Source organism: Halomonas elongata (assembly GCF_029081005.1).
Lineage (GTDB): Bacteria > Pseudomonadota > Gammaproteobacteria > Pseudomonadales > Halomonadaceae > Halomonas > Halomonas elongata_B.
Genome location: NZ_JAJQTQ010000015.1, coordinates 1 through 17,511, shown reverse-complemented (window position 1 = coordinate 17,511; position 17,511 = coordinate 1). Strand labels below are relative to the sequence as shown.

Annotated in this window: 15 protein-coding genes; 10 read left to right on the top strand and 5 right to left on the bottom strand. The window is 62.6% G+C overall.

What is annotated here, in order from left to right:
* The first annotated feature begins 36 nt into the window (after positions 1-36).
* The 7 genes from atpD to glmS all read left to right on the top strand — a co-directional run bounded on the left by atpD (position 37) and on the right by glmS (position 8,805).
* Complete coding sequence (gene atpD, locus LU493_RS12145) at positions 37-1,413, top strand: F0F1 ATP synthase subunit beta (RefSeq protein WP_275288047.1); 1,377 nt, start codon at positions 37-39, stop codon at positions 1,411-1,413.
* A gap of 24 nt (positions 1,414-1,437) precedes the next feature.
* On the top strand, positions 1,438-1,866 hold the full coding sequence (locus LU493_RS12140; protein ID WP_275288046.1) for a F0F1 ATP synthase subunit epsilon: 429 nt from the start codon (positions 1,438-1,440) through the stop codon (positions 1,864-1,866).
* A gap of 114 nt (positions 1,867-1,980) precedes the next feature.
* Positions 1,981-3,351, top strand: coding sequence for a magnesium transporter (mgtE, locus tag LU493_RS12135; protein ID WP_275288045.1), 1,371 nt, complete (start codon positions 1,981-1,983; stop codon positions 3,349-3,351).
* Positions 3,352-3,438: 87 nt separating this feature from the next.
* Positions 3,439-4,236, top strand: coding sequence for an undecaprenyl-diphosphate phosphatase (locus tag LU493_RS12130; protein ID WP_275288044.1), 798 nt, complete (start codon positions 3,439-3,441; stop codon positions 4,234-4,236).
* 173 nt (positions 4,237-4,409) lie between these two features.
* Positions 4,410-5,540: an FAD:protein FMN transferase gene (locus tag LU493_RS12125; protein ID WP_275288043.1), complete on the top strand. Its 1,131-nt coding sequence runs from the start codon at positions 4,410-4,412 to the stop codon at positions 5,538-5,540.
* Positions 5,541-5,590: 50 nt separating this feature from the next.
* The gene (gene glmU, locus LU493_RS12120; RefSeq protein WP_275288042.1) at positions 5,591-6,961 is read left to right on the top strand and encodes a bifunctional UDP-N-acetylglucosamine diphosphorylase/glucosamine-1-phosphate N-acetyltransferase GlmU; all 1,371 of its coding nucleotides are present in this window, start codon (positions 5,591-5,593) and stop codon (positions 6,959-6,961) included.
* Between the two features lie 11 nt (positions 6,962-6,972).
* Positions 6,973-8,805, top strand: a complete 1,833-nt coding sequence (glmS, locus tag LU493_RS12115) for a glutamine--fructose-6-phosphate transaminase (isomerizing) (protein WP_275288041.1) — start codon at positions 6,973-6,975, stop codon at positions 8,803-8,805.
* A gap of 102 nt (positions 8,806-8,907) precedes the next feature.
* Here the strand turns inward: glmS and nrdF are convergent, their stop codons facing one another.
* From nrdF to nrdH, 4 genes are all read right to left on the bottom strand, one after another.
* Entirely contained in the window at positions 8,908-9,882 is a 975-nt protein-coding gene (nrdF, locus tag LU493_RS12110; protein WP_275288040.1) for a class 1b ribonucleoside-diphosphate reductase subunit beta, read from the bottom strand.
* 252 nt (positions 9,883-10,134) lie between these two features.
* Positions 10,135-12,321, bottom strand: coding sequence for a class 1b ribonucleoside-diphosphate reductase subunit alpha (gene nrdE, locus LU493_RS12105; protein WP_275288039.1), 2,187 nt, complete (start codon positions 12,319-12,321; stop codon positions 10,135-10,137).
* Positions 12,311-12,715 (bottom strand): class Ib ribonucleoside-diphosphate reductase assembly flavoprotein NrdI, encoded by a 405-nt coding sequence (gene nrdI / locus LU493_RS12100; protein ID WP_275288038.1) that lies wholly within the window; start codon positions 12,713-12,715, stop codon positions 12,311-12,313. The genes nrdE and nrdI overlap by 11 nt, the downstream gene beginning before the upstream one ends.
* Positions 12,716-12,729: 14 nt before the next feature.
* Complete coding sequence (nrdH, locus tag LU493_RS12095; RefSeq protein WP_069384780.1) at positions 12,730-12,954, bottom strand: glutaredoxin-like protein NrdH; 225 nt, start codon at positions 12,952-12,954, stop codon at positions 12,730-12,732.
* Positions 12,955-13,262: 308 nt separating this feature from the next.
* On the opposite strand from nrdH, the gene LU493_RS12090 reads away from it, so the two are divergent.
* Both LU493_RS12090 and LU493_RS12085 read left to right on the top strand, forming a co-directional pair.
* Positions 13,263-14,123, top strand: coding sequence for a DUF72 domain-containing protein (locus LU493_RS12090; protein ID WP_275288037.1), 861 nt, complete (start codon positions 13,263-13,265; stop codon positions 14,121-14,123).
* Between the two features lie 325 nt (positions 14,124-14,448).
* Complete coding sequence (locus LU493_RS12085) at positions 14,449-15,789, top strand: sodium-dependent transporter (protein WP_275288036.1); 1,341 nt, start codon at positions 14,449-14,451, stop codon at positions 15,787-15,789.
* A gap of 99 nt (positions 15,790-15,888) precedes the next feature.
* On the opposite strand, the gene LU493_RS12080 is transcribed toward LU493_RS12085, so the two are convergent.
* Entirely contained in the window at positions 15,889-16,101 is a 213-nt protein-coding gene (locus LU493_RS12080; protein WP_013334182.1) for a PA3496 family putative envelope integrity protein, read from the bottom strand.
* Between the two features lie 243 nt (positions 16,102-16,344).
* Here LU493_RS12080 and hexR point away from each other — a divergent pair, with 243 nt between their 5' ends.
* On the top strand, positions 16,345-17,205 hold the full coding sequence (hexR, locus tag LU493_RS12075) for a transcriptional regulator HexR (protein ID WP_275288035.1): 861 nt from the start codon (positions 16,345-16,347) through the stop codon (positions 17,203-17,205).
* Positions 17,206-17,511 lie beyond the last annotated feature (306 nt).

Below are 17,511 nucleotides of genomic sequence, written 5' to 3'. Positions count from 1 at the left end.
CAGGTTTCATTTGCAGGTACTTTGAGAGGAACCAAGATGAGCGGACGTATCGTACAAATCATCGGCGCGGTGATTGACGTAGAGTTTCCGCGGGACGAAGTGCCCAAGGTCTACGACGCGCTGACGGTCTCGAACAGCGAGACCATCCTTGAGGTCCAGCAGCAGCTGGGTGACGGCGTGGTGCGTACCATCGCCATGGGCTCCACCGAAGGGCTCAAGCGCGGTCTCGAGATCGCCAGCACCGGTGCCGCCATTTCCGTGCCGGTGGGTGAAGAGACCCTGGGCCGGATCATGAACGTCCTGGGCCAGCCGATCGACGAGGCTGGCGAGATCGGTGAGCAGGAGCGCATGCCGATCCACCGCAAGGCCCCCGGTTATGCGGATCAGGCGGCGGCCGACGAGCTGCTGGAGACGGGCATCAAGGTCATCGACCTGGTCTGTCCCTTCGCCAAGGGCGGCAAGGTTGGCCTGTTCGGCGGTGCCGGTGTCGGCAAGACCGTCAACATGATGGAGCTGATCCGTAACATCGCCACCGAGCACAGCGGTTACTCCGTGTTCGCCGGTGTCGGCGAGCGGACTCGCGAGGGCAACGACTTCTATCACGAGATGCAGGAGTCCAACGTCCTCGACAAGGTCTCCCTGGTCTACGGTCAGATGAACGAGCCGCCCGGCAACCGCCTGCGCGTGGCCCTGACCGGCCTGACCATCGCCGAGAAGTTCCGCGATGAAGGCCGCGACGTGCTGCTGTTCGTCGACAACATCTACCGCTATACCCTGGCCGGTACCGAGGTATCCGCACTGCTCGGCCGCATGCCGTCCGCGGTGGGTTACCAGCCGACCCTGGCCGAGGAGATGGGCGTCCTGCAGGAGCGCATCACCTCCACGAAGACGGGTTCCATCACCTCCGTTCAGGCGGTCTACGTCCCCGCGGACGACCTGACCGACCCGTCACCGGCGACCACCTTCTCGCATCTGGATGCGACCGTGGTTCTGGCGCGTTCCATCGCCGAGCTGGGTATCTATCCGGCCATCGACCCGCTGGATTCCACCTCTCGTCAGCTGGATCCGCTGGTCATCGGTGAGGAGCACTACAAGGTCGCGCGTGGTGTACAGGGCGTGCTGCAGCGCTACAAGGAGCTCAAGGATATCATTGCCATCCTGGGCATGGACGAGCTGTCCGACGAAGACAAGCTGTCCGTGGCCCGGGCGCGCAAGATCCAGCGCTTCCTGTCGCAGCCGTTCTTCGTCGCCGAGGTATTCACTGGTGCGCCGGGCAAGTATGTCTCCCTCAAGGAGACCATCCGCGGGTTCCAGGGCATCCTCGAAGGCGAGTACGACGAGTTGCCGGAGCAGGCCTTCTACATGGTCGGCACCATCGACGAGGCCGTCGAGAAAGCCAACCAGATGAAGTAATCCCTCTACCTGGGAGACGTCATCATGACGAAAAGCATCAAATGCGAGGTCGTCAGCGCCGAGGCGTCGATCTACTCCGGCGAAGCCGAGCAGGTCGTGGCGGCCGGGAGTATGGGGGATCTCGGTATCCTCGCCGGCCACACGCCGCTGCTGACCGAGCTGGCGCCCGGTCCGGTGCGTATCGTCCGGGGTGGAGGTGAGGAAGATCACTTCTATGTCTCGGGGGGCTTCCTCGAGGTGCAGCCCGATGTGGTCACCGTGCTGGCCGATACCGCCGTGCGTGCCGATGACCTGGACGAGGCGGCCGCCGAGCAGGCTCGCCAAGAGGCGCTTCAAGCCATGAGCGACAAGTCCGCGGAGCTGGATTATACCCGCGCCGCGGCCGAGTTGGCCGAAGCCATGGCCCAGCTGCGTACCATCCAGCAGCTGCGTCGCAAGGCCGGTCGCGGCTGACGCCAGCGCCGCGCCGAGCGTGATTGACGAGGGTGCCTCCCGGATCTATTTCGGGAGGCGTTTTCGTGTTCGTATCGGGTGATCGAGCCGTTCTGACGGTGGGAGAGGATGTCCATGTCACTCAACGAGTCTCTCGAGCAACACAAGGCAGACCTGCTCCGTGCCCTGGAAGACGATGACCGGGAACGGTTGAATGCCCAGCTGCCCGAGCTGCGCTCGGCCGATATCGCCGAGATCCTGCATGATCTGCTCGAGAACGACGATGAGCTGCGGGGTCGAGCCTTGCTGGACAGCCTCCCCCTGGAGCGTCAGGCCAGCGTTCTCGGCCATCTGCATGGCGAGGAGCAGCTCACCTTCACGGCTGTCATGCGCAACGACAAGCTGCAGGCGGTGCTCGAGGAAATGGGCGCCGACGAGCGGACCGACTTGTTCAAGGTGCTCGGCGAGGATCGTCGCGAGGTACTGCTGCGGCGCATGGCGCATCGGGAGCGTGAGGAACTCATGCGCCTGGCCAGCTACGAGGAGGGAACGGCCGGTGCCTTGATGACCTCCGACTATGTGGCGATCCCGATGGGCATGACCGTTTCGCGGGCGATGATGCGGGTACGCCAGACCGCACCGGACGCCGAGACGGTCTATCAGCTCTATGTGCTCGATGCCGATGGACGTCCGGCCGGTACCATGTCGTTGCGGCAACTGATGGTGGCCCGTCCCGGGGCTCGGGTCGACGAGCTGATGATCCGTGATGTGATTCACGCCACCGTGGATACGCCTCAGGAGGAGGTGGCCCGAATCGTGGCACGCTATGACCTGCTGGCGGTACCGGTGGTGGACGAGGAACACCGGCTGGTCGGTATCGTCACCCACGATGACGCGCTGGACGTGGTCGAGTCCGAGGCCACTGAAGATATCCACAAGGGGATGTCCATCGGTCAGCTCGAGGATGGCGTCAGCCGAGTGCCGCTGCTCAGCCTCTATCGAAAGCGGGTGACCTGGCTGGTACTGCTGGTATTCGGCAACCTGCTGTCCGGCGCCGGCATTGCACACTTCGAGGAGACCATCGCCGCCCAGGTGGCCCTGGTGTTCTTCCTGCCGCTGTTGATCGGCAGTGGCGGCAATGCCGGTGCCCAGGCCGCGACTCTGATGGTGCGTGGCATGGCCACCGGGGATGTCGGCGTTCGCGATTGGGGCAAATTGCTGGGACGCGAGCTGCTGGTGGCCGGGTCGCTGGGGCTGACCATGGCGCTGGCGGTGGCCCCGATCGGTGTGATGCGTGGCGGTGAGGCGGTGGCCCTGGTGGTGGCGGTGAGCATGATCGCGATCGTACTGTTCGGGAGCCTGCTCGGGATGTGCCTGCCCTTCGTGCTCGATCGTTTCGGTTGGGATCCGGCGACCGCCTCGGCTCCGCTGGTGACGACCTTGATCGATGCGTCCGGTGTGTTGATCTATTTCAGCTTCGCGACCTTGATCCTGTCCGGCGGCTGAGTCGAGCGGACAGCGGGGCGCGGGATGTGTATCCTCGTGAGCCGGTTGCCTGCGGGCGCCGTTTCCCAGCCTGACACAGAGTGCTCCATGGATTGGCTACAGATCATTCTGCTTTCCATTGTCCAGGGATTGACCGAGTTCCTGCCGGTTTCCAGCTCCGCCCACCTGATCCTGGTGCCGGTACTGACCGACTGGCCGGATCAGGGCCTGGCCTTCGATGTGGCGCTGCACCTTGGCAGCTTGATGGCGGTAGTGCTTTATTTTCGCGATGAGCTTGCGGCCATGACGACCAGCTGGTGTTGCAGCCTGGCAGGGCGCGGTACCGATGAAGATGCACGTCTGGCCTGGTGGGTCTTGTTGGCGACGATCCCGGTCTGTGTGGTCGGCCTGGCGTTCAAGGATGTCATCGAGGGCGTGATGCGCTCCCCGCTGGTGCTGGCCGGAGGATTGATCGTCTTCGGTCTATTGCTCGGCTATGTCGACTGGCGCCACCGTGGTCGGCGCGACGAGTACCGGATGAGCTGGCGTGATGCCTTGTGGATCGGTCTGGCCCAGGCGCTGGCCTTGATACCCGGCACCTCGCGTTCCGGCATCACCATGACGGCTGCCTTGATGCTGGGGTTGACCCGGGAAGCCGCGGCGCGCTTCTCCTTCCTGCTATCGATTCCGGTGATCGTGCTGGCCGGTGGGCTGGAGTCGCTGGAGTTGATCCGTTCCCCGTTGCCGGTGGACTGGACGGCGCTGGTGGTGGGGGCGGTGCTGTCGGGCATCAGTGCCTATCTGTGCATCCACTTCTTCTTGGCCTTCATCAAGCGGATCGGCATGCAGCCCTTCGTTGTCTACCGTCTCATTCTGGGCATTGCGCTGATCTGGTTGTTTGGCTGAAGTACTTCATCGAGCCGGAGGGAGGATGAGCTGTTCCGTCGACAAGCTTTCGCGAGGGCGCTGTAAACCCTTCCATGGGCGCTACCTTTGCCATCCATGGCAAAGGACCCTCGCTTCACCTTGTCCCCGGCGCTCATCCTGTCTGCTGGCTGACTTCTTTCTGGAGTTTCGTCATGCCACTTTGGAACTACCGCCTTGTTTTTCCAGCCCTGCTGATGGTCGTCCTGCTGGCCGGATGTTCGGAGCGTACGCTGGAGTCACCCGTCACCCTGAAGGGCGATATCTTCGGTACTTTCTATCAGGTGACCATCGCCGATCCCCTCACGCCGTCCGAGGCCGAGGCGCTGGAAGACGGCTTTCTCGAGGAACTGGAGGCGGTGGACGCCTCGATGTCGACCTATCGCGATGACGCTGAACTGGTGGCCTTCAACGACGAGCCGGTCGGTGAATGGCAGACGCTCTCCGCCCCGCTGATCCATGTGCTGGATATCGCCCGATCGGTGGGCGACGCCAGTGGCGGCGCCTTCGATGTCACCGTGGGCGACCTGGTCAACCTGTGGAGCTTCGGCCCCGAGGCGCGTCCCGAGGAAGTGCCCGCCGATTCCCTCATCGAGCAGCGTCTCGCCGAGGTCGGCATGGAGACTCTGGAGCTGAAGGTCGACGATAATCGAGCCAGGCGGCTGAAGGATGTCTTCGTCGACCTCTCCGGCGTGGCCAAGGGCTATGCTACCGATCGAGTCGCCGCCTATCTGGCCGACCAGGGCGTGGAGAACTTCCTGGTCAACCTGGGCGGTGAGGTCAAGGTGGATGGCCATCGCGATGGCGAAGCCGAGCCCTGGCGAATCGGCGTCGAAGTGCCACGCAACGGTCGCCCCCAGGCGGAGCATGTCCTGCCCCTGGAAGACACCTCGGTGGCCACGTCGGGAGACTATCGCCATTACTTCGAGGCGGATGGTCGTCGCTACTCGCACACCATCGATCCCCGTACCGGGCGACCGATCCAGCACCGTCTCGCCTCGGTGACGATCATCGATTCGTCCAACGCCCGGGCCGATGCCTGGGCCACGGCCATGACGGTGCTCGGCGAGCGAGAAGGCATGGCCCTTGCTCAACGTCATGACCTGGCGGTGTTGATGCTGGTACGCCAGGGAGATGGCTGGCAGAGCCTGGCGAGTCCGGCTTTCGCGGCACATTTCGGACGTGATGTGGTCGACAGGCTGGGGATCGAGGTGGCGGAAGCCGGCGACAGCGAGAGCCCCGTCGCCGATGAAGGAAGCGATGAAGCGAACCGAGATGGCCAGTGATGCGGCCGACAGCCTAGAATGAACCGGATCTGATGAGTGGACAAGGAGTCATGATGACCCTCGACGTGGTGATACTCGCAGCGGGCAAGGGAACGCGCATGCGCTCTTCGCTGCCCAAGGTGCTGCATCCGCTGGCCGGCAAGCCGATGGTGCGCCATATACTCGATACCACCTCGGGGCTCGAGGCCGAACGGACCCATGTGGTCGTGGGTCATGGTGCCGAACGGTTGCACGAGGCACTGGCCGAGTACCCGGTGCATTTCGTTCTTCAGGCCGAGCAGAAGGGCACCGGCCATGCCGTGGCCCAGTCCCTGGAAGAGCTCGGCGACGGCAAGGTGCTGGTGCTCTACGGCGATGTGCCCTTGATCCGGCGCGACACCCTGAGGGCGCTGCTGGCCCCCGTCGATGAGCAGCACATGGGGCTGTTGACGGTAACGCTGGAGGATCCCGCCGGCTATGGCCGTATCCTGCGTGACGAAGCCGGCGAGGCAGTGGCCATCGTCGAGCAGAAGGATGCCGATGAGGCCCAGCGGGCAGTGCGCGAGTGCAACACCGGCATCATGGCCATGACCGCCACCCAGTTGCGTCGCTGGTTGCCCCGCCTGTCGGCCGATAATGCCCAGGGCGAGTACTATCTCACCGATGTCATCGCCATGGCCGCCGCCGAAGGCGTGAAGGTCACCACCGCCCAGCCCTCGCGCCCGGTCGAGGTGGAGGGGGTCAACGATCGCCGCCAGATGGCTCGACTGGAACGCACCCTGCAGGGCGATATCGCCGAGTCGTTGATGGCGCAAGGGGTCGCCCTGCGTGACCCGTCTCGTCTGGATGTACGAGGTCGCCTCACGTGCGGTCATGATGTCGAGATCGATGTCGGTTGTGTCTTTGAAGGGGATGTCGAACTGGGAGAAGGGGTGCGCGTTGGCGCCCACTGTGTGATCCGCGACAGTCATATCGGTGCCGAGACGGTCATCGAACCCCACAGCGTCATCGAGGGGGCCGTGGTGGCCGGCCACAATCAGCTCGGCCCCTTCGCGCGCCTGCGTCCGGGGACCCGACTGGCGGTCGGCGCCAAGGTCGGCAATTTCGTCGAGACCAAGAATGCCGAGGTCGGCGAAGGCTCCAAGATCAACCACCTGAGCTATGTCGGCGACGCCCGACTAGGACGGGGCGTCAACGTGGGGGCGGGGACCATTACCTGCAACTATGACGGCGCGAACAAGCATCGCACCGAGATCGGCGATGACGCTTTCATCGGCTCCAACACGGCCCTGGTGGCGCCGGTCAGCGTGGGCAAGGGGGCTACCGTGGGGGCTGGATCCACCATCGATCGTGATGTTGCCGACCATGCCCTGGCGGTCGAGCGGTCGCGGGTGATCAGCAAGGATGACTGGAAGCGCCCTACCAAGCTTGGGAATGACTAAGGAGATTCGGCATGTGTGGCATCGTCGGCGCCGTGGCGCAACGCAACGTACAGGGAATCCTGCGTGAAGGGCTCTTGCGCCTGGAATATCGCGGTTATGATTCGGCAGGCATGGTGGTGCGGGATACCGACGGGTGCCTGCAACGTCGCCGGGCCCTGGGCAAGGTGGCGGCTCTCGAGGAAAAGCTGGAAGCGTCGCCGCTCACCGGTCATAGCGGCATCGCCCACACTCGCTGGGCGACCCATGGGCGTCCCAGCGAGGAGAATGCCCATCCCCACCAGTCCGGTGAACGCCTGGCGGTAGTACACAATGGGATCATCGAGAACCATGAGTCCCTGCGGGTCGAGCTGGAGAGTGCCGGTTACGACTTCGCCTCCCAGACCGACACCGAGGTCATCGCGCATCTGATCGAGCGTGAAGCACGCACCACGGACCTGCTGTCGGCGGTGCAGGGAGTGATCGCGCGGCTCGATGGTGCCTACGCCCTGGGCGTGATCCATGCCGACGAGCCGGATGTGGTGATCGGTGCGCGCAAGGGCAGCCCCCTGGTGGTAGGGGTCGGGATCGAGGAGGCCTTTATTGCCTCGGACCCGCTGGCCCTGCTGCAGGTCACCGATCGCTTCATCTATCTCGAGGAAGGCGACGTGGTGCGGCTCTCCGCCGGCGGCAGCATCGAGGTATTCGATGCCTCGGGTCAGGCCGTCGAGCGCGAGGTCCAGACCTTCGAGCATGGCGATGGCAGCGCCAGCAAGGGCGAATATCGTCACTTCATGCTCAAGGAGATCCATGAGCAGCCGGCGGTCATCGCCGAGACCCTGGAAGGGCGGCTCGGTGATCGCTCGGTACCGGTGGGGAGTTTCGGTCCCGGTGCCGAGGCGTTGTTCTCGCGGGTATCCCAGATCCACCTGGTGGCCTGCGGAACCAGCTATCATGCCGGTCTCGTGGCCCGCTACTGGCTCGAGCGTTATGCCGGCATACCGGTACAGGTGGAGGTCGCTTCCGAGTACCGTTATCGCCGGGTGGTGGTGCCCGAGAACACGCTGTTCGTGACGCTCTCCCAGTCCGGCGAGACCGCCGATACCCTGGCGGCGCTGCGGTTCGCCAAGGACAGCGGTTACCTGGGCAGCCTGGCGATCTGCAACGTGCCGGGCAGTTCCCTGGCACGCGAGTCCGACCTGACGCTGATGACCCGGGCCGGTCCGGAGATCGGTGTGGCTTCGACCAAGGCCTTCACCACTCAGTTGACCGCCCTGATGCTGCTGACCCTGGCGCTCGGCCGCGTGCGTGGCCAGGATGCGCAGGAACAGGCCACTCTGGTCGAGGCCCTGCGCGGGCTGCCCGCCCGGGTCGAGCGGGTTCTGGCGCTGGATGGGGAGATCGAGGCGTTGTCCACGGCCTTCGCCGAGAAGCATCATGCCCTCTTCCTCGGCCGTGGCGCCCACTTCCCGGTCGCACTGGAGGGGGCGCTGAAGCTCAAGGAAATTTCCTACATCCATGCCGAGGCCTATCCGGCGGGAGAGCTCAAGCACGGCCCGCTGGCACTGGTCGACAGCGACATGCCGGTGGTCTCGGTGGCGCCCAATGACGAGCTGCTCGACAAACTGAAGTCGAACCTCCAGGAAGTCAGGGCGCGCGGGGGAGAGCTCTTTGTCTTTGCCGATGAAGGCGTGGGTCTGTCCAGCGACGATGGCATCCGGGTACTGCACCTGCCGCCTGTCGAGGACGCGCTGGCGCCGATCCTCTATACCCTGCCGCTGCAGCTGTTGTCCTACCATGTTGCGGTGCTCAAGGGCACCGATGTGGATCAACCCCGCAACCTGGCCAAGTCCGTGACGGTCGAATAGCGGTCACCACGGCCCATCGGGCATATCTGAAAGAGCGACGCCGGGGTAGAAACCCCGGCGTTATCGTCTTGATAAGGAAAACCTTCCCTCGCCGTGAGGGCGTTAAAAGGCCCAGTCCTCATCCTCCGTCCGCTCGGTGCGCCCGATGACATAGGAGGAGCCCGAGCCCGAGAAGAAGTCGTGGTTCTCTTCGGCACCCGGCGAGAGCGCGGCCAGGATGGCCGGGTCGACGGCTTCGGTGGCGTTCGGGAACAGCGCCTCGAACCCCAGGTTCATCAACGCCTTGTTGGCGTTGTAGTGCAGGAACGCCTTGACGTCTTCGGTCAGGCCGACGTCGTCGTACAGCGATTCGGTGTACTGGACCTCATTGTCGTAGAGGTCGAGCAGCAGGTCGTAGGTGGTGTCCTTGATCTCTTTCTGGCGCTCCGGCGTTTCCTGCTCCAGGGCAAGCTGGAACTTGTAGCCGATGTAATAGCCGTGCACCGCCTCGTCACGGATGATCAGGCGAATCAGGTCGGCGGTATTGGTCAACTTGCCGCGGCTCGACCAGTACATCGGCAGGTAGAACCCCGAATAGAACAGGAAGGACTCGAGGAACACGCTGGCGACCTTGCGCATCAGCGGATCGTCGGTGCGGTAGCGCTCGAGGATCAGTTCCGCCTTGTTCTGCAGGTGCGGGTTTTCCTCGCTCCAGCGGTAGGCGTCATCGACATCCCGGGTGGCGCACAGCGTCGAGAAGATCGAGCTGTAGGAGCGTGCATGCACCGATTCCATGAAGCTGATGTTGGTGAACACGGCTTCCTCGTGGGGTGTCACCGCATCCTCGATCAGTACCGGCGCACCGATCGTGCCCTGAATGGTGTCGAGCAGCGTCAGGCCGGTGAACACCCGGATGGTCAGTTGCTGCTCGCGTTCGCTGAGGGTGTTCCACGATGGTACATCATTGGACAGCGGGATCTTTTCCGGCAGCCAGAAGTTGCTGGTGAGCCGGTTCCAGACCTCGAGGTCCTTGTCGTCCTGGAGGCGGTTCCAGTTGATGGCATCGACGCGGGTCAGTCGAGCGGTCATGGTAGTCATCTCATCCGGTGGTCATGCGGGGCGCACCTGGCGCCCCGAGAGAAGGAATAACGCTTTAGGGAAGCGCTGAACAAATCGACGAGCGGAGCGAAGGCTAGGCCCGTTCCCGACGGGCCATCGCATTTCCCACATCCATGTGGGTCACACAAAGCGCACGGAGCACAGGAACCGGCGCCTATGGGGTATAGGTGAGGATTCCGAGCACCGCGCAACGCGGTGATTTGCCCGCGCAGGCATTTGTGCAGTGTTTCCTTAGAGAGTGCAGGACACACAGCCTTCCACTTCCGTTCCCTCCAGCGCCGCCTGACGCAGCCGCACGTAGTAGATCGTCTTGATGCCCTTGCGCCAGGCATAGATCTGCGCGCGGTTGATATCCCGCGTGGTGGCCGTGTCGCGGAAGAACAGCGTCAGCGACAGGCCCTGATCGACGTGTTGCGTGGCCTCGGCATAGGTATCGATGATCTTTTCGGGGCCGATCTCGTAGGCGTCGCGATAATAGTCCTGGTTGTCATCGTTGAGGTAGGGCGCCGGATAGTAGACGCGTCCCAGCTTGCCTTCCTTGCGGATCTCGATCTTCGACACCACCGGGTGAATGCTCGAGGTGGCGTGATTGATGTAGGAAATCGAGCCGGTCGGCGGCACCGCCTGCAGGTTGCGGTTGAACAGGCCATGGCGCATGACCGAGGCCTTGAGCTCGCGCCAGTCCTCGCGCGTGGGAATCTGGATGCCGGCTTCGTCGAACAGCTCGCGGACGCGTCGTGTCCTGGGTTGCCATTCGCTGTCGGTGTACTTGTCGAAATAGCTGCCGCTGGCGTAGGCGGAATCCTCGAAGCCGGCGAAGGATTCGCCACGCTCGATGGCCAGGCGGTTCGAGGCGCGCACGGCGTGATAGGTGATGGTGTAGAAGTAGAGGTTGGTGAAATCCAGCCCCTCTTCGGAACCGTAATGGATGTGCTCGCGAGCCAGATAACCGTGCAGGTTCATCTGCCCCAGGCCGATGGCGTGGGAGCGGGCATTGGCCTCGGCGATCGAGGGTACCGAGCGGATGTCGCTCATCTCGGATACCGCGCTCAGCGCACGCACGGCGGTCTCGACACTGGCACCGAAATCCGGAGAGTCCATCACCCGGGCGATGTTGAGCGAGCCCAGGTTGCAGGAGATATCCTCGCCGGTATGGCGATAATCCAGGTCGTCGTCGTACTCGCTGGGCGAGTTGACCTGCAGGATTTCCGAGCAGAGATTGCTCATGTTGATACGCCCGGCGATGGGGTTGTCGCGGTTGGCGGTATCCTCGAACAGCACGTAAGGGTAGCCGGATTCGAACTGCAGTTCGGCGAGCGTCTGGAAGAGTTCCCGAGCGTCGGTCTTGGTCTTGCGGATGCGCGCATCGTCGACCATTTCCTGATACTTCTCGGTCACGCTGATATCGCCGAAGGGCACGCCGTAGACGCGTTCGACATCATAGGGCGAGAACAGGTACATCGTTTCGTTGCGCTTGGCCAGCTCGAAGGTGATGTCGGGAATCACCACACCCAGCGACAGGGTCTTGATGCGAATCTTCTCGTCGGCGTTCTCGCGCTTGGTATCGAGAAAGCGCAGGATATCGGGATGGTGCGCATTGAGATAGACCGCCCCGGCACCCTGGCGCGCGCCCAACTGGTTGGCGTACGAGAAGGCGTCTTCCAGCAGCTTCATGATCGGAATGACGCCCGACGACTGGTTGGCGATACGCTTGATCGGCGCGCCGGCCTCGCGGACGTTGCTGAGCGAAAAGGCCACACCGCCACCGCGCTTGGACAACTGCAGCGCGGAGTTGATGGCGCGACCGATCGATTCCATGTTGTCCTCGATGCGCAGCAAAAAGCACGAGACCAGCTCACCGCGCTGTTGCTTGCCGCAGTTGAGGAAGGTCGGCGTGGCGGGCTGGAAGCGGCCATGGAGAATCTCGTCGACCAGGGTCCGGGCCAGCGCTTCGTCGCCGCGAGCCAGGGTCAGGGCGACCATGCAGACGCGATCCTCGAAGCGTTCCAGGTAGCGCTGGCCATCGAAGGTCTTGAGGGTGTAGCTGGTGTAGTACTTGAAGGCGCCGAGGAAGCTCTGGAAGCGAAACTTCAGCGCATAGGCCTGATCGAACAGGGCCTTGACGAAGCTCGCATCGTACTGCGCGAGGATCTCGCCTTCGTAGTAGCCTTCCTCGACCAGGTAATCCAGCTTCTCTTCCAGCGTGTGGAAGAACACCGTGTTCTGGTTGACGTGCTGAAGGAAATACTGACGCGCCGCTTCCTTGTCGGCATCCAGTTGCAGGCGACCGTCGGCGTCATAGAGGTTGAGCATGGCATTGAGTGCATGAAAGTCCAGCACCTTCGGCGCCGCATGATTGGCGGTAGCCATCGCCGTTTCCTCTGTGTCGTCGGGGTGGGTCAGGGTGTCATCCAGCATTGTCGATCTCCGTGGCCAGGCATTCGCGTACCTTGGCGACATCCTCGGGGGTGCCCATCAGCTCGAAGCGATAGAGCAACGGGACCTGGCACTTGTGGGCAATGACGCGGCCCGCCAGGCCGTAAGCGCTGCCGAAGTTGGTGTTGCCGCCCGCCACCACACCCCGGATCAGGGCGCGATTGTGCGCATCGTTGAGAAAGCGGATCACCGGAGCGGGCACCGCCGTGCCGGGATTGCCATCGCCATAGGTGGGAACCACCAGCACGAAGGGGCGGTGTACGCGCAGTGCTTGTTCATCGCGGCTCAACGGTATCCGCTGGGCGGGCAGGCCGAGCTTTTCCACGAAACGGCGCGTGTTGCCCGATCGCGTCGAGAAATAGACCAGTTCGCTCACGCTCGTCTCCGCCGTCAGCTGGCCAGCTGACGAATGCGTTCCGGGCGGAAGCCGGACCAGTGCTCATCCGCGGCGACCACCACGGGCAGTTGGCGATAGCCGAGTTCCCGAACGGTGTTGGCCGCCTCGGGCTCTTCGCTGATGTCCACCACGGTGTAGTCGAGACCCTGCTTGTCGAGGGCACGGTAGGTGGCGTGGCACTGCATGCAGTCGGGTGAGCTATAAATCTTAATAAACATGATATAGATTCTCAGTTAAAACAGTCTCAACACAACCCATCGGGTCGAAATCCTGGACGAGGCCACCTTGGCAGCGACACCGCTATTATACAAGATATGGTGTCTATACGTCATTCTAGACAAACATATGGTGTTGTCGACTCATTCATCGATGGTTGCGGAGAACCGGAAAGGGCCTCGCGACGGCAGAGGCGGCGGCCTGGTGGAGAAGGGTGATCGAGAGCCGGGAGGCCGGGTATAGTGTGGCACTCGATACATGTGCCGATGACGGTCGGTACCCATAGGGCGTCGAGGGTGGGGATACCGCAATGAACGGACGATTGCATCTGGGGTTGCCGATGTGGGCCAACGATGCCTGGCGAGGCAGCCTTTACCCACCTCATGGAGGGGCGGAAGACCGTCTCGGTGATTACGCGAGGGTATTTTCTGCCGTCGAGGGGAATACCACCTTTTATAGTGGGGCACCGAGGGCGGAGACGGTGGCGACCTGGGCTCGCCAGGTGCCGGCCGACTTCCGGTTCTGCTTCAAGTTGCCGTCGAGTCTGACGCATGAGCGACGACTGGAAGGTGTCGAGGCGTCCTTTGACGCCTTCCTCGAAGCGCTCGATCCCCTGCGCGGAAGGCTCGGTCCCCTGATGGTCCAGCTACCGCGGGATTTCGGGGCCGAGGAACTGCCCAGGCTGCGGGCCTTGCTGGCGCGCTGGCCGAGCGACATTCCCTGTGGCGTCGAGGTTCGTCACAGTGAATTTTTCCACAAGGGGGCGGTCGAGACAGAACTCAACAGGTTGTTGATAAGTCATGCCGCCAATCGTGTCATGCTCGATGTCCGTCCACTGTTTTCCACCTCGACCCAGGGCCACCCCGGCATGATCAAGGCCCAGGATGAAAAGCCCAAGCGCCCGCTACATGTGATTTCCACAGGAAATTTTCCTGTGGTGCGTTTCATCGGCCATGTCGATGCCGATATCAATGACCGTTATTTCCAACCCTGGGTCGACAGGCTGGCGCTGTGGATAAAACAGGGGATAAGCCCTTTCCTTTTTGTGCATACTGCCGATAATCGCCACTCCCCTCGGATGGCGCGTCGGCTCTACGATGCCCTCGCCGGGCACATCGAATTGCCACCCTTGCCCGAGTTCGCCGGAGAACGGCAGGCCGAGCTGTTCTGACCCTTTCGACAAGCGGTCCGGCATGTCGATGGCTGGCCATCAAGCGTATGATCAGATATTTTTACGGCTTGATCGTCACTTGCCATGGGGTATTGCGGGCATTCACGCTTATCCGGCGTGATTTTGTCTTCGAACCCCTCGAGGTTCCCGTTACATTGTACGAACGGTGACGGGACGCCGCCCTGGCAGCGATCCTGCTCGGCACCTGTCATGCCCTTGAAAGCGGTCCGTCGTGATCCGACGTACCGCGGACGTGACGACTACAAGCACAACGCCGTCATTGCATCCGATCGATCGATGACGACACGCACTCTCAAGGTGAAACATGTCGAAACTCTCCCATGCACAATGGTCATCCCGGCTGACCTTCATCCTCGCGGCAACCGGTTCCGCGGTCGGTCTGGGCAATATCTGGAAATTTCCCTACATGGTGGGCGATAGCGGTGGCGCCGCCTTCGTTGCGGTCTACCTGCTGTGTATCGCCCTGGTGGGGCTGCCGATCCTGGTGGCGGAATGGTTGATCGGCCGTCGTGGCCAGAACAACCCGGCCAATGCCATGAGCGACCTGGCCAAGGGTGCTGGACAGCCCCGCATCTGGATGCTGGTCGGGGTCAGCGGAATTCTCGGGGCCTTCCTGATCCTGTCGTTCTACAGCGTGATCGGTGGTTGGTCGCTGTACTACACCCTGAGTTCGGTGACCGGAGCCTTCAGCGGCCAGGATGCCGATGGCATCAATGCGCTGTTCACGGGCATGCTGGGCAATCCCGGCCTGCTGCTGATCGGTCATTCGATCTTCATGCTGTTGGTGATCGGTATCGTCGCTCGTGGCGTGACCAAGGGGCTGGAGGGAGCCGTGCGCACCCTCATGCCCGCGCTTGGCGTGCTGTTGCTGGTACTGGTGGGTTACGGCATGACCACCGGCCACTTCGGCGAGGCGGTCGGATTCATGTTCAATCTCGATTTCGGCAAGCTCGATGGTGGCGTGGTCCTGGCGGCCATGGGCCAGGCCTTCTTCACGCTGTCACTGGGCATGGGCATCATGATGGCCTATGGCTCCTACCTGGGGCAGGAAGTCAATCTGCTCAAGACCGCTCGGACCGTCATCATCCTCGATACCCTGGTGGCCCTGGTCGCCGGCCTGGCGATCTTCCCCATTGTCTTCGCCAATGGCCTCGACCTGAGCTCCGGCCCCGGATTGATCTTCGTCACCCTGCCGCTGGCCTTCGGCAACATGGGAGGCGGCATCATCCTTGGATTGATGTTCTTCCTGCTGCTGACCTTCGCCGCCCTGACGTCGGCGATTTCCCTGCTGGAGCCGGTGGTGGAGTTCGTCGAAGAGCGCACCCCGCTGTCGCGTGTCGGCGCAACCCTGGTTGCGGGCGTAGCGACCTGGGCATTGGGGATCTCGGCGTTGCTCGCGTTCAACGTGTGGAGTGACGTGCTGATTTTCGGCTTCAACGTGTTCGACTTCCTCGACACCCTGACCAGCAAGTATCTGTTGCCGTTGACGGGTCTGATGGCGATCGTCTTCGTCGCCTGGGTGCTGGATCGTGATAGCGTGCGTCGCGAGCTGGGTTTCGGTGACACCGGCGCCATGATCTGGACGATCGTGTCACGCTTTGTCGCTCCGATAGGGGTGATTGCGGTGTTCGTGTCCAGCCTCTGAGAAGCCGGCGATGCGGCGTCACACAGAGTGACACTCCCATGAGCCCCGCTTCGGCGGGGCTCTGCATTGGCGTCGGGCGCTGAATGAAGAGTCTGGTGATCAGTGCATATCGTCGTTCGGTTCGTCCTCGGGAAGTTCGGCGATATCCTGGCTCAGGCGCTTGAACTCTTCATGCAGTTCGATACCGCGCCGAGCGCGCAGGTTGCGTTGGGCCGCGGTGCGGGAACGCTGCTCGTGCTCGCTGACTTCCATGCTCATGAAGATGTCGAGAAGTTCGCTCTTGACGGAGGTTAACCGTTCGGCTTTTCGCATGATCGACTCTCCTGTCTGCAGTGAATGTGCCGGCATCCAATGACGCTGCCCGACACTGCACTTCTTACTATACCCCACTTGACAGAATGATGACGTCACGTCAACCAACGCCAGTGATTCTGGCTTGGTGAGAACCTGGGTGCGCATTGCCGTACGGCTTGGGGCATACTGTGTACATCGAGATCCTCAATACATGCGCGGGACGCCGAGATGATGCCCGCGAGCCGCAACAAGGAGTGCCGCGTGAGCCTTGGCCTGTTCGATGAAATGAGACGTCGCATGGAGCACTTTCGCCGCTCCGAGCAGAAAGTGGCGCGTTTCGTGCTGCGCAATCCCGAAGAAGTGATCCACATGCGCATCGTCGATCTGGCCACCGAAGCCAAGGTCAGCGAACCCACGGTGGTTCGCTTCTGCCGGGCATTGGGCTGCAACGGTTTTCAGGACTTCAAGCTCAAGCTGGCTCAGATGCTGGCCACGGGCAGCCAGTTCGCTCAGTTCTCCATGAACGACAGCGACTCGGTGGCGGAATTCTCGCAGAGCATTTTCGATTCCACCGTCGGCACCCTGCTGTCGGTCCGCGATCGGCTGGACAACGAATCGCTCAGCCAGGCGATCAATGCCCTGGCCATGGCCAATCGTGTGGAGTTCTACGGGTTCGGCGCTTCCGGAGCGGTGGCCTTCGACGCCCAGCACAAGTTCTTCCGCCTGCAGATTTCCACGGCCGCCTATACCGATCCGCACATGCAGAACATGTCGGCGGCGACCCTCAAGGAGGGGGACGTGGTCGTGGCGATCTCCCAGACCGGCCGTACCAAGGCGCTGGTGGCCAGCGTGCGGATGGCGCGTGACGCCGGCGCCACGGTGATTGGCCTGTGCCCGAGCGATACGCCCCTGGCCGGTGAAGTGAGCCTGCCGCTATACATCGACGTGCACGAGGACACCGAGATCTACACGCCGATGAGCTCGCGCATCGCCCACCTGGTACTGGTCGACGTACTGGCGGTGGGCGTGGCCAAGACACGAGGGCCCAAGCTCGCCGAACAGCTCAAGGCGGTGAAGCGAAGCCTCAACCCGCTGCGTTTCCCTGAAGAGGACGAGTCCTGAGCCGGCTCAGGAGCTGTAAGCCATAAGCTTGAAGCTGGAAGTCCCCGGCTTCGCCGGGAGCTTGAAGCCATAAGCTTGAAGCTGGAAGTCCCCGGCTTCGCCGGGAGCTTGAAGTCGTAAGCTTGAAGCTGGAAGTCCCCGGCTCCGCCGGGAGCTTGAAGTCGTAAGCTTGAAGCTGGAAGAAAAAACCTTGACCCCATGCTGTCGGGGTTCATGCTGTCTTCCAGCGTCCAGCGTCCAGCGTCCAGCGTCCAGCGTCCAGCGTCCAGCGTCCAGCGTCCAGCGTCCAGCGTCCAGCGTCCAGCG

Excerpts from the sequence above, each read along its gene's own strand:
- LU493_RS12125 (WP_275288043.1), top strand. The coding sequence starts at position 4,410 with ATGCCACTTTGGAACTACCGCCTTGTTTTTCCAGCCCTGCTGATGGTC.
- atpD (WP_275288047.1), top strand. The coding sequence starts at position 37 with ATGAGCGGACGTATCGTACAAATCATCGGCGCGGTGATTGACGTAGAG.
- LU493_RS12140 (WP_275288046.1), top strand. The coding sequence starts at position 1,438 with ATGACGAAAAGCATCAAATGCGAGGTCGTCAGCGCCGAGGCGTCGATC.
- LU493_RS12090 (WP_275288037.1), top strand. The coding sequence starts at position 13,263 with ATGAACGGACGATTGCATCTGGGGTTGCCGATGTGGGCCAACGATGCC.
- LU493_RS12130 (WP_275288044.1), top strand. The coding sequence starts at position 3,439 with ATGGATTGGCTACAGATCATTCTGCTTTCCATTGTCCAGGGATTGACC.
- mgtE (WP_275288045.1), top strand. The coding sequence starts at position 1,981 with ATGTCACTCAACGAGTCTCTCGAGCAACACAAGGCAGACCTGCTCCGT.
- LU493_RS12085 (WP_275288036.1), top strand. The coding sequence starts at position 14,449 with ATGTCGAAACTCTCCCATGCACAATGGTCATCCCGGCTGACCTTCATC.
- nrdF (WP_275288040.1), bottom strand. The coding sequence starts at position 9,882 with ATGACTACCATGACCGCTCGACTGACCCGCGTCGATGCCATCAACTGG.
- nrdH (WP_069384780.1), bottom strand. The coding sequence starts at position 12,954 with ATGTTTATTAAGATTTATAGCTCACCCGACTGCATGCAGTGCCACGCC.
- glmU (WP_275288042.1), top strand. The coding sequence starts at position 5,591 with ATGATGACCCTCGACGTGGTGATACTCGCAGCGGGCAAGGGAACGCGC.
- LU493_RS12080 (WP_013334182.1), bottom strand. The coding sequence starts at position 16,101 with ATGCGAAAAGCCGAACGGTTAACCTCCGTCAAGAGCGAACTTCTCGAC.
- glmS (WP_275288041.1), top strand. The coding sequence starts at position 6,973 with ATGTGTGGCATCGTCGGCGCCGTGGCGCAACGCAACGTACAGGGAATC.
- nrdE (WP_275288039.1), bottom strand. The coding sequence starts at position 12,321 with ATGCTGGATGACACCCTGACCCACCCCGACGACACAGAGGAAACGGCG.